Raw genomic sequence first — 13,862 nt, 5'->3', positions numbered from 1 at the left:
TGTGGTCCGCACTGTCAACGATGTCCACGCCCACATATCCGTGTTCTCGTGACGATCGGGACGCATCGCTCAACCTGTTCGGTCAAGATTTGTGGCACGCTCTAGGCTCATGCCCCCTGGACAGCACGTCAGCGCCTCGTCGTCACGCAGAGTGATTGTTGCGGCCGCCATCGTCAAGGACGGCCGGGTGCTGGCGTGCGAGCGGTCCGCGCCGGCCGAGGTTGCCGGGCGTTGGGAGTTTCCCGGCGGCAAGGTCGAGCCCGGGGAGAGCGACGCCCAGGCCCTCGCCCGCGAATGCGCGGAGGAACTGGGCGTCCGGGTGGAAGTCGGTGCGCGGGTCGGTCCGGACGTGTCGCTGGCGCACGGCCGCGCCGTGCTGCGCGTCTTCGCGGTGACGCTCCGGGACGGCGACGTGCCGCGCGCCCTGGAGCACACCGCGATGCGCTGGCTCGCCGTCGACGAGCTCGGCAGCGTGCCCTGGCTGCCCGCCGACGAGCCGATCGTGGCGGAGCTGCCCGCGCTACTGGCCGCCGAACGTCTTGCGTAGCTCCCGCTTGAGCACCTTGAAGCTCGGCCCCATCGGCAGCTGCTCGACGAAGCGGACCTGACGCGGATACTTGTGCCGGCCCAGCCGCTCCTTCGACCACTCGACCAGCTCCTCGGCGGTCACGCCGCCGGCGTCCGGCACCACGACCGCGCAGATCTCCTCGCCGTGCAGCTCGTCCGGCACGCCGATCACCGCGACCTGCACGACCCCGGGATGGCGAGCCAGCACCTCCTCGACCTCGCGCGGGTAGACGTTGAAACCGCCGCGGATGACCAGGTCCTTCTTGCGGTCGACGACGGTGATGAAGCCGTCGGCGTCCTTGGTGCCCAGGTCGCCGCTGCGGAACCAGCCGTCGACCAGGGCCTGGGCGGACTCCTCCGGCCGGTTGAGATAGCCGGCGAAGACGTTGTGGCCGCGGATCACGATCTCGCCGAGCTCCCCGGCGGGCAGCAGCTCGACGCGGTCGTCGACCTCGGCCCGGGCGATCTCCACCTCGACGCCCCAGACCGGATGCCCGATCGTGCCGGGCCGGGCGCCGAACGCCGGCTGGTTGGCGGTCGCGGTCGGGGAGGTCTCCGAGAGCCCGTACCCCTCGAAGATGGTGGCGCCGAAGGTCTCGGCGAACCTCTCCAGGACGGCCACCGGCAGGGAGGCACCGCCGGAGACGCAGAGCCGGAGGTCCGGCTTCCGGTCGGCCTTGGCGGCCGCCTCGAGCAACGCGACGTACATCGTCGGTACGCCGTGGAAGGCGGTCACGCGCTCGCGCACCATCAGCTCGATCGCCGCCTCGCCGGTGAAGCGGGCCAGCAGTACGAGCGTGTTGCCGACGCGGAAGGCGCCGTTCATGCTCACCGACTGGCCGAACGTGTGGAACAGCGGCAGGCAGCCCAGGACCACGTCGTCGTGGCGCACGTCGTTGACGTCGAAGACGTTGACGGTCGCGTTCATCACCAGGTTGAGGTGGGTCAGCAGGGCGCCCTTCGGCTGGCCGGTGGTGCCGCTGGTGTAGAAGACGACCGCGACGTCCTCGGCCTCGCGGGACACGTACGTCGGCAGCCGGGGGACCGCCACGACGGCCTTCTCCAGGCGTTGCGGGGCCTCCGGCAGATCGGGCGGCAGCGGGCCCACGGAGACGAGCCGGACTCCGGCCTTCAACGCGGCGGCGGTCGCCGTCTGGAGCTGGCTGGAGTGCGCCACGAGCATGCTCGCGCCGCTGTCGCGAAGGATGTACGCCATCTCCTCGGGGGTCAGCAGCAGATGCACCGGCACGACGCGCGCGCCGGCGGCCAGCGCGCCGTAGTAGACCCGGGGGAAGTCGGTGATGTTGGGGATCAGCACGGCCACCGCGTCGTCGGGCCGGATGCCCAGCTCCTGCAGGCCCGCCGCGTAGGAGAGGGATTCCGCCCAGAGGTCCCGGTAGGTCGTGCGGGTCTCGCCGTCGACGACGGCGACCTTGTCGGGATACCGGCGTGCGGACTCGGCGAGGATGGTGGCCAACGACAGTGCGGTCATGCTGCGCCTCCCTCGGCATGCCCTCCTGGCCCTTGCTTCGCTGCGGTGCAGTCGGTCATGCTGCGCCTCCCTCGGCATGCCCTCCTGGCCCTTGCTTCGCTGCGGTGCAGTCGGTCATGCCAAGTGCCCTCCGATCTTGGTGTATCCCCGTAGGAGATCTCTGGAGATGATCAGGCGTTGCATCTCGTCGGTGCCTTCGTAGATGCGCATCAGGCGGACCTGGCGGTACCACCGCTCGATGGGCAGCTCGCGGGTGTAGCCCATGCCGCCGTGGATCTGCAGCACCCGGTCCACCACGTTGTTGACCATGTTCGCGCCGTACAGCTTCGCCATCGAGGACGAGTGCCGCGGGTCCTGGCCCTGGTCGACCGTCCAGGCCGCGCGCAGGGTCAGCCAGCGGGCCGCCTCGAGCTCGACCTCGGAGTCCGCGATCATCCACTGGATGGCCTGGTTCTCGCCGATCCGGCGGCCGAAGGTCTCGCGGGTGTTGGCGTAGTCGATCGCCATGCCGAGCGCCCGCTCGGCGATGCCCAGCGCGTGCGACGGGATCAGGTAGCGGCCCTTGCCGATCCACTTCATGCCGAGCTCGAAGCCCTGCCCGATCTCGCCGAGGATGTTGCGCGACGGCACCCGGACGTTGTCGAAGACCAGCGCGGCCGGCCCGCCCTCGCCCATGGTCTGGATGAACTCGGAGCGCCACCCCATCTCGCGGTCCACCAGGAACGCCGTCGTCCCGCCACCGCGGACGCCCTTCTCCCGGTCGGTCACCGCCACCACGATGGCGAAGTCGGCGTCGTTGCCGTTGGTGATGAACGTCTTCTCGCCGTCGAGCACCCAGTCGTCGCCGTCGCGCCGCGCGCTGAGCTTGATGTTCGCCGCGTCCGAGCCGGCGCCGGGCTCGGTGATCGCGAAGCAGGAGACCCGCTCGCCCTCGATCGTGGGGATCAGGTACTCCCGCTTCTGCTCCGCGTTGGCGTGGTAGAGGATGTTGTCGGCCTCGCCGCCGAACGAGAACTGGACGAACGAGCGGCCGGTCTCGGTCAGGATCAGTGACTGCATGACGGCGGGCAGGTTCATCCCGCCGTACTCCTCCGGAGTGGACAGTCCCCAGAAACCGAACTTCCTGGCCTTGAGCCGCAGCTCGCGCAGCTCGCTGCGGTCCAGGCCGGGCCGGTGTTCCCGCTCGCGGCGCAGCGCCTCCTGCTCGAGCGGCATGACCTCGCGGGTGATGAACTGGCGAGCGGTGTCGCGGACGGCCCGCTCTTCGTCGCTGAGTGAAAAGTCCACGTGCTAAAACTAGCGGCGTAAGTTTTCCGGAGTCCAGAGTCGCAGGAGCATGGAATGGCCCGCCCCCGCCAGACGGTGCTCACCCGGCAGCGGATCGTCGAGGTGGCGGCCGCCCTGGTGGATGCCGAGGGGCTCGAGGCCGTCTCCGTGCGGCGCCTCGCCACCGAGCTCGGGGTCGCCGGGCCCTCGCTCTACCACCATTTCGCCACCAAGAACGAGATTCTGGACGCGGTCGCCGACGCGGTCGTCGCCCAGGTGGACGTGTCGGCCTTCGCCACGCACGGGTGGGCGGACGCGCTGCGGCACTGGGCGAACTCGTACCACGCGGTGCTCTGCGCCCACCCGAACATCGTTCCGGTGCTGGCCCAGGGCCCCGGGCGCCGCCCGGCCGCGCTCGCCATGGCCGACACCGTCTACGGCGGGCTCATCGCGGCGGGGTGGCCGCCCGCGCGGGCCACCCACATCGGCGCGCTGATGCGCTACCTGGTGCAGGGCTCGGCGCTCGGCTCCTTCGCCCAGGGCTTCGACGAGGACCCGCAGGTCTACGCCGAGCGCTATCCCCACCTGCGGGACGCCCACCTGCTGGCCGAGCACCGCCGCAGCGTCGACGAAGGCGCGTTCGCGCTCGGCCTGGAAACCGTGATCACCGGCCTCGAGGCCATGCGGAACGGAGTGCTGCGATGAACCGGGACAGCATCTACATCGGCGGCCGCTGGGTCGCGCCGTCGTCGGCGGAGACGATCGCGGTGGAGAACCCGGCGACCGAGGAGATCCTCGGCCACGTACCGGCCGGCACCGCGCAGGACGTGGACCGGGCCGTCGCCGCCGCGCGGGCCGCCTTCGACGGATGGGCCGGCACCCCGATGGCGGAGCGCGGCGCCCTGCTCGGCAAGCTGCACGAGGCGCTCGCCACCCGCTCGGCCGACATCGCCCGGACGGTGGGGCTGGAGCTCGGCACGCCGGTCAAGATCGCGAAGGCGGTCCAGGCCGGACTTCCGCTCACCGTGCTGCGGGGGTACGCGGACCTGGCCGCCCAGCCGGTGGCGGAGGAGACCATCGGCAACTCGGTGGTGGTCCGCGAACCGGTGGGCGTCGTCGGCGCGATCACGCCGTGGAACTACCCGCTGCACCAGGTGGTCGCCAAGGTGGCCGCCGCCCTCGCCGCCGGCTGCACCGTGGTGCTCAAGCCGAGCGAGCTGACGCCGCTGGTCGCGTACCTTCTCGTCGACGCCGCCGACGAGATCGGCCTGCCCGCCGGGGTTCTCAACCTCGTGCCCGGCACCGGCCCGGCCGTCGGCGCCGCGATCGCCGCCCATCCGCACGTCGACATGGTGTCCTTCACCGGCTCCACCGCCACCGGCCGGGCGATCTCGCACGCGGCCGCCGACCGGATCGCCCGGGTCGCGCTGGAGCTGGGCGGCAAGTCGGCCAACGTGATCCTCGAGGACGCCGACGTGCCGAAGGCGGTGAAGGTCGGCGTCGCCAACGCGTTCCTCAACTCCGGCCAGACCTGCTCGGCGTGGACCCGCATGCTGGTCCACCGCGCCCACTACGACACGGCGGTCGAGCTGGCCGCGTCCGCCGCGGCCGGCTACCGCACCGGCGACCCCTTCGACGAGGCCACCCGGCTCGGCCCGCTGGTCTCCGCGGCGCAGCGCGAGCGGGTGCGCGGCTTCATCGCGCGCGCGGACGCCCGGCTCGTCGCGGGTGGCGCGCCCGTACCGGAGAGAGGGTATTTTGTGGCTCCCACCGTCTTCGCGGACGTGGACCCGGACAGCGAACTGGCCCAGGAGGAGATCTTCGGACCGGTCCTGTCGATCATTCCCTTCTCCGACGACGACGAGGCGGTGCGCATCGCCAACAACTCCCGCTACGGCCTCGCCGGCGGGGTCTGGGGCGAGCCCGGCCGGGCCCTCGCGGTGGCCCGCCGGATGCGCACCGGGGCGGTGGACGTCAACGGCGGCGCGTTCAACCCGTTCGCGCCGTTCGGCGGCTACAAGCAGTCAGGCATCGGCCGTGAGTTCGGTGTGCACGGCCTCCACGAGTTCCAGCAGACGAAGGCGATCCAGCAGTGACGGCTCACATCCGTGCCCTCGTGGCACGCGGCCCGGGCGTGCCGCCCGCGGTCGAGGAGATCCACCTTCCCGAGATCGGCCCCGGCCAGGTCCGGGTCCGCATCCGCGCGGCCGGCGTGTGCCACTCGGACCTGTCGATGGTGAACGGGACGTTGCGACCGCCGCACCCGCTGATCCTCGGGCACGAGGCGGCCGGCGAGGTGGTCGAGGTGGGCGCGGGCGTCACCCGTGTCTCCCCGGGTACGCACGTCGCCCTCGACTGGTCGCCCCCGTGCCGCGACTGCTGGTTCTGCACCCACGGCGAACCGTGGCTCTGCGCGACGGCGAACGTGGCCGCGCTGGAGAACGGCATGACGCTCGACGGCGCGCCCGTGCACGTGATGCTGGGGCTGGGCGCCTTCGCCGAGCAGGTCGTGGTGCCGGAACGCGCCGTGATCGGCGTACCGGCCGAGCTCGGTTGGGAGAGCGCGGCCCTGCTCGGCTGCGCGGTGCTGACCGGCACCGGTGCGGTGCGCAACACGGCCCGGGTCGGCGCGGGCGACGCGGTGGTGGTGCTCGGCCTGGGCGGCGTCGGCCTGTCGGTGGTCTCCGCCGCGCGCGCCGCCGGAGCGGCGACGGTGCTCGCCGTGGACGTGTCGGAAGGCAAGAAGGCGCTGGCCGAGGCGGCGGGCGCGACCGAGTTCCTGGTGTCGGGCGAGACGCTGTCGAAGGACGTCCGGGCCCGCACGCAGGGACGCGGCGCGGACCACGCCTTCGAGTGCGTCGGCCGGGCGGCGACCATCCGCGCGGCCTGGCGGGCCACCCGCCGCGGCGGACAGGTGACGGTGGTCGGCATGGGCCGGGCCGACGACATGGTCGAGCTGAGCGCGCTGGACATCTTCACGTCCGCGCGGACCCTGCGCGCCTCGGTGTACGGATCGTCCGATCCGGACGTGGAGGTGCCGCTGCTCGCCCGCGAGGTGCTGTCGGGCGCGCTGACCCTCGACCACCTCGTGACGGACCGCATCGGCCTGGCGGACGTGCCGGCGGCGTTCGAGCGGATGGCCCGCGGCGAGGGCGCCCGTTCCGTGGTCGTCTTCTGACCCGGTCCGCGCCCGTCAGCCGATCAGCCGCCGGAACTGCAGCGTGGAGGTGCGGTAGATGAACCGTTCCGTCACGCGGCGTCCGGCACCCGGCGCGTCCACCATGCGCCAGCGGCCCACCAGGATGCCGACGTGCCCGCGCATGGCGACCAGGTCCCCGACCCGGGCGGCCCGGGGCGTGACCCGCTTGCCGCGCCGGGCCTGCGCCCTCGACGAGTGCGGCAGGCGGATGCCCACCACCCGGTAGGTGCGGGCGGTCAGGCCGGAGCAGTCCCACCGGTGCGGGCCGCTGGCGCCGTACGCGTACCGGTCACCGCGCTGGGCCCGGGCGTACGCGACGACCCGGACCCGGGCGCGGGCGTGCCGCAGGGCCAGTTGCCGTGCCGACAGGCGCGGCACCTTGCGCGGCGTCAGCCGGGGAACCTTCACCGGCCTCAGCCGTGGAGCTTGCCAGGCCACCGGCAGGGGCCGGTGCTTCTCGGCCGAGACGGCGGGTGCCTCGAGGGTGGCGGGTGCCGCCTTCGTGGGGGCGGGCAGCAGCAGCAGGGAGAGCGCACCGGCGCAGGCGGCCAGGCGCAGCGGGCTCGTGGACAGTGCGGGCTCCTCGGTCGGCCCGCCGGCATGGGCCGATCCGGGCGAAACGTCTGACTGGCGGACCGTAACTCGGCACTGTCTTCACTGGTCAATCCGCACAGCCGGGAGCCCACGTCAAGGTGGCGCGCGCGGCGGGAAACCCCGGAGGCGCGCCACTCGTTGATCTTGTCCGAGGCGGCCGGGCCGCCACGTCGGCGGCACCGGGCGGGCCCTCCCGCCGATCACCGGTAAGGGTGATCTTCAGTGCGGGAGGTGGCGGCAGAGCAGGTCCAGCTCCTCCTCGGTGTTGTAGTAGTGCACCGACGCCCGGACCACGTCCGGCAGGCCGCGTCCCTTGAGGTGCCACTGGGCGTAGTCCGCGGAGCTCGTGCTGGTGTTGATGCCGGCGGCACCCAGGGTCCGCTTCACCTCGGCCGCGTCGACGCCGTCGACGGTGAACGTCACGATGCCGCCCAGCCGGGCGCCGCGGTCGTGCACGGAGACGCCGGACACGGCACGCAGGCGCTCGCGCAGGCCTTCGGCCAGCATGGCGATGCGGGCCGTGGTCGCCTCGGCGTCCCAGGACAGCGCGTAGTCGGCCGCCGCGCCCAGGCCGAGCTTCGTCGCGTAGTTGGTCTCCCAGGTCTCGAAGCGGCGGGCGTCCGGGCGGATCTCGTACCGGTCCGGCGCCGGCCAGCTCGCCGCGTGCAGGTCGAGCAGGGGCGGTTCGAGGCGCTGCGCGAGCTCGCGGCGGGCGTAGAGGAACCCGGTGCCGCGCGGGGCGCGCAGGAACTTGCGCCCGGTCGCCGAGAGCAGGTCGCAGCCGATCTCCCGGACGTCGATCGGCAGCTGGCCGACGGACTGGCAGGCGTCGAGCAGGAAGGGCACTCCGGCCGCGCGGGTAAGCTTGCCGACCTCTGCCGCAGGGTTGACCAGGCCGCCGGAGGAGGGTACGTGGGTCAGCGCGACCAGCTTCACCGTGTCGTCCAGGCGTCTCGCCAGGTCCGCCACGTCGATCTGGCCGTGCTCGTCGTCATCGACCAGCTCGACGACCGCGCCCGTGCGGCGGGCCACCTGGAGCAGGGCGATGACGTTGCTCGCATACTCCGCGCGGGTCGTCAGGATGCGGTCGCCCGGCCGGAAGCCGAACCCGTAGAAGGCCATGTCCCAGGCGCGGGTCGCGTTCTCCACCACGGCGATCTCGTCGGGGTCGGCGCCGATCAGGCGGGCCAGCGAGCGGTAGACGTCCTCGACCCGCCCGGCGGCTTCCGCCGCGGCCTCGTAGCCGCCGATCCGGCTCTCCCGCTGCAGGTACCCGATGACGGTGTCGGTGACGGCGGCCGGCGGCAGGGCGGCGCCGGCGTTGTTGAGGTGGGTGACCGAGGCGCAGCCCGGGGTTTCCCGGCGGGCGCGGTCGACGTCGACGGTGGCGATGGCAACTCCCTGGTCCGGCGGTCTGGCACAGAACCTACCTTCACTCACTGCACGGCATCGACGCATGTGTGTATGGTTCCGAAGGATTCACCACTCAAAGGAGAGCTGTGACTACCGAAAGTAGTGACGACGATCCGGCCGGAGGCATCCTGCGGCGTCTCTCCGACGCCGCCGACCACGTCTCCGGCATCTGCTTCAAAACCGGTCCACCCCGTCGCGTCGGCGTCGAACTGGAATGGACCACCCACCGCGCCGCAGATCCCGCGGCGCACCTGCGGGCCGCCGACCTGAGCGGGGCACTCGGACCCCACGCACCCGCAGCCCTCACGAACACCGAGCCCCGGCCGCTTCCCGGCGGCGGCACCGTCACCGTCGAACCCGGTGGCCAGCTCGAGATCTCCTCCGCGCCGGCCGGCTCCCTGGCCGCCCTGCACACCGCCGTCACCGCCGACCGGCAAGCGCTGACCGGCCTGCTGGGCACCGCCGGCATCGTCCTCGGCGAGTGGGGGCTCGACCCCCACCGGCCGCCGGTACGCATTCTCGACACCCCCCGATACACGGCCATGCAGCAGGCCTTCGACCGCGTCGGCACCCTGTCCGGGCGGACCATGATGTGCAGCACCGCCGGGTTGCAGGTCTGCCTCGACGCCGGCACCGAGGCCCGGATGCCGGCCCGGTGGGGCGCCGTGCACGACCTCGGCCCCCCGCTGCTGGCCGCCTTCGCCACCTCCCGCAGGCACGCCGGCCGCGACACCGGATGGGCGAGCGGCCGGATGGCGGCCTGGTACGGCATCGATCGCCGCCGCAGCGGCCCGGTCCGTTCCTCGGCCGATCCCACCGACAGCTGGGTTCGCTACGTCCTCGCCGCTCCCGTGCTGTGCGTGCGGCGCGGCCACGGCCGCTGGGAAACCCCGGACGGGATCACCTTCGCCGACTGGATCGGTGGCGCCCTGCCCCGTCCGCCCACGGTGGACGACCTCGACTACCACATCAGCACGCTCTTCCCCCCGGTACGCCCGCGCGGCTACCTGGAGGTCCGATACCTCGACGCGCAACCGGGCCCCGAGTGGATCGCCCCGGTCGCCGTGCTGTGCGCCCTGCTCGCCGACGACGCCGTCACCGACAAGGCGCGCGACCTCGCCGCACCCGCCGCCGGGCGCTGGCGGGAAGCGGCCCTGGACGGCCTCGCCGACCCCGTGGTCGGGGCGTGCGCGGCCGGACTCCTCGACCTCGCCTGCCGCGGTCTCGACCGGACCGGCCTGCCCGGCCCGGTGCGCGACCTGGTGGCGGCCGTCGCCGACCGGCGCCTGCACGGCGGCGACGCCGTCCCCGCCGGTTCACCCAGGAAGGACCAGTTCCGATGACCCAGGACCTGCGGCTCACCGTCGCCGCCGAACTGGAACGCGCGCGAGCGCGGACCACCCTGCTCACCGACGCCGTCGACGACGGCGACCTCGTCCGTCAGCACTCGCCCCTGATGTCGCCGCTCGTCTGGGACCTCGCCCACGTCGGCAACCAGGAGGAGCTGTGGCTGGTGCGCGACGTCGGCGGCCGCGAGCCGGTGCGCCGCGACATCGACGAGCTCTACGACGCCTTCAGACACCCCCGGCGCAACCGTCCCGCGCTGCCGCTGCTCGATCCGGCCGAGGCCCGCGCGTACGTCGGCCAGGTGCGGGACAAGGCCCTCAACGTCCTCGACCGGGTACGGCTGACCGACCGCCGGCTGGTCGCCGGCGGGTTCGCGTTCGGGATGATCGTCCAGCACGAGCAGCAGCACGACGAGACGATGCTCGCCACGCACCAGCTCCGCACCGGCGCCCCGGTGCTGCAGGCGCCGGCCCCGCCGCCGGCCCGGGTGAGCGTCTCCGGGGAGGTGCTGATCCCCGGCGGCCCGTTCACGATGGGGACCGACACCGAGCCGTGGGCGCTGGACAACGAGCGTCCCGCACACCCGGTCGACGTACCGGCGTTCTACCTCGACGCCGCGCCGGTCACCAACGCCGAGTACGCGGCCTTCATCGCCGACGGTGGCTACGCCGACCCGCGGTGGTGGAGCGAGCGCGGCTGGGCGCACCGGCAGGAGGCGGGGCTGACCGCGCCCATGCACTGGCGGCCGGACGGCGACGGGTGGGCGTACACGCGGTTCGGGCGTACCGAGCGGGTCGTCGCCGACGAGCCGGTGGTGCACGTCTGCTACTTCGAGGCCGAGGCCTACGCGTCCTGGGCCGGACGGCGGCTGCCGACCGAGGCCGAATGGGAGAAGGCCGCCCGGCACGATCCCGCCACCGGCCGCTCGCGCCGCTATCCGTGGGGCGACGAGGCGCCCGGCCCCGAGCACGCCAACCTCGGCCAGCGGCACCTGGCGCCCGCCCCGGTGGGCGCGTACCCCGGCGGTGCCTCGCCGCTCGGGGTGCACCAGCTCATCGGCGACGTCTGGGAGTGGACCAGCACCGGCTTCCACGGCTATCCGGGCTTCGAGGTCTTCCCGTACGCCGAGTATTCGCAGGTGTTCTTCGGCGGCGACTACAAGGTGTTGCGCGGCGGCTCCTTCGGCACCGACGCGGCGGCGTGCCGCGGCACCTTCCGCAACTGGGACCATCCGATCCGGCGGCAGATCTTCAGCGGCTTCCGCTGCGCCCGCGACGCGGCCGCGGAGGCCGTCTGATGTGCCGTCACCTCGCGTACGTGGGCCCGCCGCAGCCCCTGTCGCCGCCGTTGTTCGACGCGCCGCACGCGCTGGTCCGGCAGGCCTGGGCGCCGCGGGACATGCGCGGCGGCGGCACCATCAACGCCGACGGCTTCGGCGTCGCGTGGTACCCGCGCGACGGCGGTGAGCCGGTGCGTTATCGCCGCGCGCATCCCCTGTGGTCCGACACGGCACTGCCCGCGCTCGCGGCCGCCACCGTGAGCTCCGGCTTCCTCGCCGCGGTGCGCTCCGCCACCGTGGGCATGCCCGTCGTGGAGACGGCGGCGGCGCCGTTCACCGACGGGCCCTGGGCGTTCAGCCACAACGGTGTCGTGCGCGGCTGGCCGCACACGGTCGCCGGCCTGGCCGGCGCCCTGCCCGTGGCGGATCTGCTCACGCTCGACGCGCCGACCGACGCCGCGCTGCTGTGGGCGCTGGTCCGCAACCTGCTGCGGGCCGGGAAACCGGCGGCGGAGGCCGTCGCCGACGTCGTCGCCCAGGTCTCCGCGGCCGCGCCCGGCTCCCGGCTCAACCTGCTGCTCACCGACGGCCGGCAGATCGTCGCCACCACCGCCGGGCACGCGCTCTCCGTACGCGCCGAGGCGGGCGCCGTCCTCGTCAGCTCCGAACCGCTCGATCCCGGCCCGCAGTGGCGGCCCGTCCCGGAGGGTCAGCTGCTCGTCGCCACCCCGTCCACTCTTGACCTCACTCCGCTAGGGAGATCGTGACCATGCTCGAGATCCACCTCGACGAGAGCGACATCGACCGCGAGCTGCGCGCCGACGTGGCCACCGGACTGACCGCCGCACCGAAGTGGCTGCCGCCCAAGTGGTTCTACGACGCCCGCGGCAGCGACCTCTTCGAGCAGATCACCCGCCTGCAGGAGTACTACCCGACGCGGACCGAGCGGTCCATCCTGGCGGCCCGGGCGCCCGAGTTGGCCCGGCTCACCGAGGCGAAGACGCTGGTGGAGCTCGGCTCCGGCTCCTCGGAGAAGACCCGCCTGCTGCTGGACGCGCTGCTGCGGCGCGGCACCCTGGGCGCCTTCGTGCCGCTGGACGTCTCGGGCTCGGCCCTCGCCGACGCGGTCGAGGGGCTGGCGGTGGACTATCCCGGTCTGACCGTACGCGGGGTGGTCGGCGACATGACCCGCCACCTGCATCACATCCCGGACGGCGACAGCCGGGTCGTGGCGTTCCTCGGCGGCACCATCGGCAACCTCGACCCGGCCGAGCGCGCGACGTTCCTGACCGCGCTGCGCGGGGTGCTGCACGAGGGCGAGTGGCTGCTGCTCGGCACCGACCTGGTCAAGGACCCGGCCGTGGTGGTGCCGGCGTACGACGACGCGGCGGGGGTGACGGCCGAGTTCAACCGCAACGTGCTGCACGTGATCAACCGGCGGCTCGGGGCGGACTTCGACGTCTCGGCATTCGAACACGTGGCGCTCTGGGACGCCGAGCAGGAGTGGATCGAGATGCGCCTGCGGGCGACGTCGGCGCAGCGGGTGCGGGTCGCCGAGCTGGGGCTGACGGTGGACTTCGCGGCGGGGGAGGAGATGCGTACGGAGATCTCGGCGAAGTTCCGGCGCGCGGGGCTGGAGGCGGAGCTGGCGCGGGCCGGGTTCGCGCTGCGGCACTGGTGGACCGATCCGGAGAGCCTGTTCGGCGTCTCCCTGGCCCAGGCCGTCACCGCCTGAGCCGCGGTGCCGGCCCGCCGTCAACCGCCCGGGCGGGTCGGTGCCGGCGCGCCCAGGGTGTGGCGCAGGCGGTCTAGATGGGTCTGGACCTGGTCGAGCTGGTGCAGCAGGACGCCGGCCGGCAGTTCCGGGGCGGGCCGGGCGATGCCCAGGTCGCGGAGCGTCGCGAAGTGGGCGTGCACCAGCTTCTCCCCGGCCGCGACCAGGCGCGCCAGGTCCGCGGGATCGGGTTCGCCGACGCCGCCTGCCGGGTTCCGCTCGAAGGTGCGCATGGCCTTGTTATCGGCCGCGGCGCCCCGGGGTTGCAGAAAAGGAGCCGCTCGGGTGTCCAGTGATCTGTCCCTCAGCGGCCGGGCGGCCTTCCTCAGCGGCCCAGTGCTGAACGGACGATCCGGGCGAGGGCGGCGCGGGCCGCGGCCGGGTCGAGGCCCATGGCGTCGCGCAGGGTGCCCCAGGTCGGCCACATGGCGGCGGCCGTCAGGGCGTTCAGCGTGTCCTCGTCGCCGTCGATCTCGCGGGCGAAGAGCGACTTCAGCTCGTCGCGGACCCGCTGGACATGGATGCGCCGGTAGCTCTGCAGGGCCGGGGAGAAGGGCTCCTTGAGCGACGACGCCCGGGCGATCGGGGCGATGTGCTCCAGCTGGCGGGCGCGCTGGTGGCAGTACAGCTCGATGCGGCGCTCGAGCGGCAGGTCGGCCGGGATCGGCTCCTGGATGTCGTCGCGCTGGTTCAGGGTGAGCTGGCCGCTGGCGGCGAAGAGCGCCTCCATGTCGGCGAAGTGGCTCCACAGGGCGCGCAGCGAGACGCCCGCCCGCTTGGCGATGCGGTCCGCGGTCGGGCGCAGGTCGCCCTCGCGGAGCAGCGTCACGTGGGCGTCGACGATCGCGGCCCGGGTGCGCTCGGCGCGGGCGGTGCGCCCGTCGATGCGCTGCGGTGGTTGGGGTGAGGCGGCCGGCATCACGACGCTCCG

General features: G+C 73.2%; 14 protein-coding genes. 8 read left to right on the top strand and 6 right to left on the bottom strand.

The window, feature by feature from the left end:
* The first annotated feature begins 151 nt into the window (after positions 1-151).
* Positions 152-547 (top strand): (deoxy)nucleoside triphosphate pyrophosphohydrolase, encoded by a 396-nt coding sequence (locus tag IEY99_RS02565; protein WP_308427018.1) that lies wholly within the window; start codon positions 152-154, stop codon positions 545-547.
* Here the strand turns inward: IEY99_RS02565 and IEY99_RS02560 are convergent.
* Both IEY99_RS02560 and IEY99_RS02555 read right to left on the bottom strand, forming a co-directional pair.
* A complete protein-coding gene (locus IEY99_RS02560; RefSeq protein WP_189199025.1) occupies positions 521-2,059 on the bottom strand; it encodes a long-chain-fatty-acid--CoA ligase in 1,539 nt (512 codons plus the stop codon). The two genes, IEY99_RS02565 and IEY99_RS02560, sit on opposite strands and share 27 nt — an antisense overlap.
* Before the next feature lie 114 nt (positions 2,060-2,173).
* Positions 2,174-3,346 (bottom strand): acyl-CoA dehydrogenase family protein, encoded by a 1,173-nt coding sequence (locus tag IEY99_RS02555; protein ID WP_189199024.1) that lies wholly within the window; start codon positions 3,344-3,346, stop codon positions 2,174-2,176.
* Between the two features lie 54 nt (positions 3,347-3,400).
* Here IEY99_RS02555 and IEY99_RS02550 point away from each other — a divergent pair, with 54 nt between their 5' ends.
* Genes IEY99_RS02550 through IEY99_RS02540 form a run of 3 tightly spaced genes read left to right on the top strand, consistent with a single transcriptional unit; the run spans position 3,401 to position 6,503 of the window.
* Entirely contained in the window at positions 3,401-4,030 is a 630-nt protein-coding gene (locus IEY99_RS02550; protein WP_189199023.1) for a TetR/AcrR family transcriptional regulator, read from the top strand.
* Entirely contained in the window at positions 4,027-5,421 is a 1,395-nt protein-coding gene (locus IEY99_RS02545) for an aldehyde dehydrogenase family protein (protein ID WP_189199022.1), read from the top strand. Before IEY99_RS02550 ends, IEY99_RS02545 begins: the two co-directional genes overlap by 4 nt.
* Complete coding sequence (locus IEY99_RS02540) at positions 5,418-6,503, top strand: alcohol dehydrogenase catalytic domain-containing protein (protein WP_229798037.1); 1,086 nt, start codon at positions 5,418-5,420, stop codon at positions 6,501-6,503. The genes IEY99_RS02545 and IEY99_RS02540 overlap by 4 nt, the downstream gene beginning before the upstream one ends.
* 15 nt (positions 6,504-6,518) lie before the next feature.
* On the opposite strand, the gene IEY99_RS02535 is transcribed toward IEY99_RS02540, so the two are convergent.
* Together IEY99_RS02535 and IEY99_RS02530 are read right to left on the bottom strand one after the other, a co-directional pair.
* The gene (locus tag IEY99_RS02535; protein WP_189199021.1) at positions 6,519-6,932 is read right to left on the bottom strand and encodes a C40 family peptidase; all 414 of its coding nucleotides are present in this window, start codon (positions 6,930-6,932) and stop codon (positions 6,519-6,521) included.
* Between the two features lie 405 nt (positions 6,933-7,337).
* Positions 7,338-8,558: an aminotransferase class V-fold PLP-dependent enzyme gene (locus IEY99_RS02530; protein WP_229798035.1), complete on the bottom strand. Its 1,221-nt coding sequence runs from the start codon at positions 8,556-8,558 to the stop codon at positions 7,338-7,340.
* A gap of 59 nt (positions 8,559-8,617) precedes the next feature.
* On the opposite strand from IEY99_RS02530, the gene egtA reads away from it, so the two are divergent.
* From egtA to egtD, 4 genes are read left to right on the top strand one after another with little or no spacing between them, the layout of a single operon-like run.
* On the top strand, positions 8,618-9,874 hold the full coding sequence (egtA, locus tag IEY99_RS02525; protein WP_229798033.1) for an ergothioneine biosynthesis glutamate--cysteine ligase EgtA: 1,257 nt from the start codon (positions 8,618-8,620) through the stop codon (positions 9,872-9,874).
* On the top strand, positions 9,871-11,175 hold the full coding sequence (egtB, locus tag IEY99_RS02520; protein ID WP_189199019.1) for an ergothioneine biosynthesis protein EgtB: 1,305 nt from the start codon (positions 9,871-9,873) through the stop codon (positions 11,173-11,175). The genes egtA and egtB overlap by 4 nt, the downstream gene beginning before the upstream one ends.
* Positions 11,175-11,924: an ergothioneine biosynthesis protein EgtC gene (gene egtC, locus IEY99_RS02515; RefSeq protein WP_189199018.1), complete on the top strand. Its 750-nt coding sequence runs from the start codon at positions 11,175-11,177 to the stop codon at positions 11,922-11,924. Before egtB ends, egtC begins: the two co-directional genes overlap by 1 nt.
* Positions 11,925-11,926: 2 nt before the next feature.
* Positions 11,927-12,892 (top strand): L-histidine N(alpha)-methyltransferase, encoded by a 966-nt coding sequence (egtD, locus tag IEY99_RS02510; protein ID WP_189200545.1) that lies wholly within the window; start codon positions 11,927-11,929, stop codon positions 12,890-12,892.
* A gap of 20 nt (positions 12,893-12,912) precedes the next feature.
* Here the strand turns inward: egtD and IEY99_RS02505 are convergent, their stop codons facing one another.
* Positions 12,913-13,164, bottom strand: coding sequence for a hypothetical protein (locus tag IEY99_RS02505; RefSeq protein WP_189199017.1), 252 nt, complete (start codon positions 13,162-13,164; stop codon positions 12,913-12,915).
* A gap of 92 nt (positions 13,165-13,256) precedes the next feature.
* The gene (locus IEY99_RS02500) at positions 13,257-13,850 is read right to left on the bottom strand and encodes a TetR/AcrR family transcriptional regulator (protein ID WP_189199016.1); all 594 of its coding nucleotides are present in this window, start codon (positions 13,848-13,850) and stop codon (positions 13,257-13,259) included.
* Positions 13,851-13,862 lie beyond the last annotated feature (12 nt).

The organism is Couchioplanes azureus (assembly GCF_014648355.1).
Taxonomy (GTDB): domain Bacteria; phylum Actinomycetota; class Actinomycetes; order Mycobacteriales; family Micromonosporaceae; genus Actinoplanes; species Actinoplanes azureus.
Note: the sequence above shows the minus strand (reverse complement) of the source record. Positions and strands in the feature narration are given on the sequence as shown.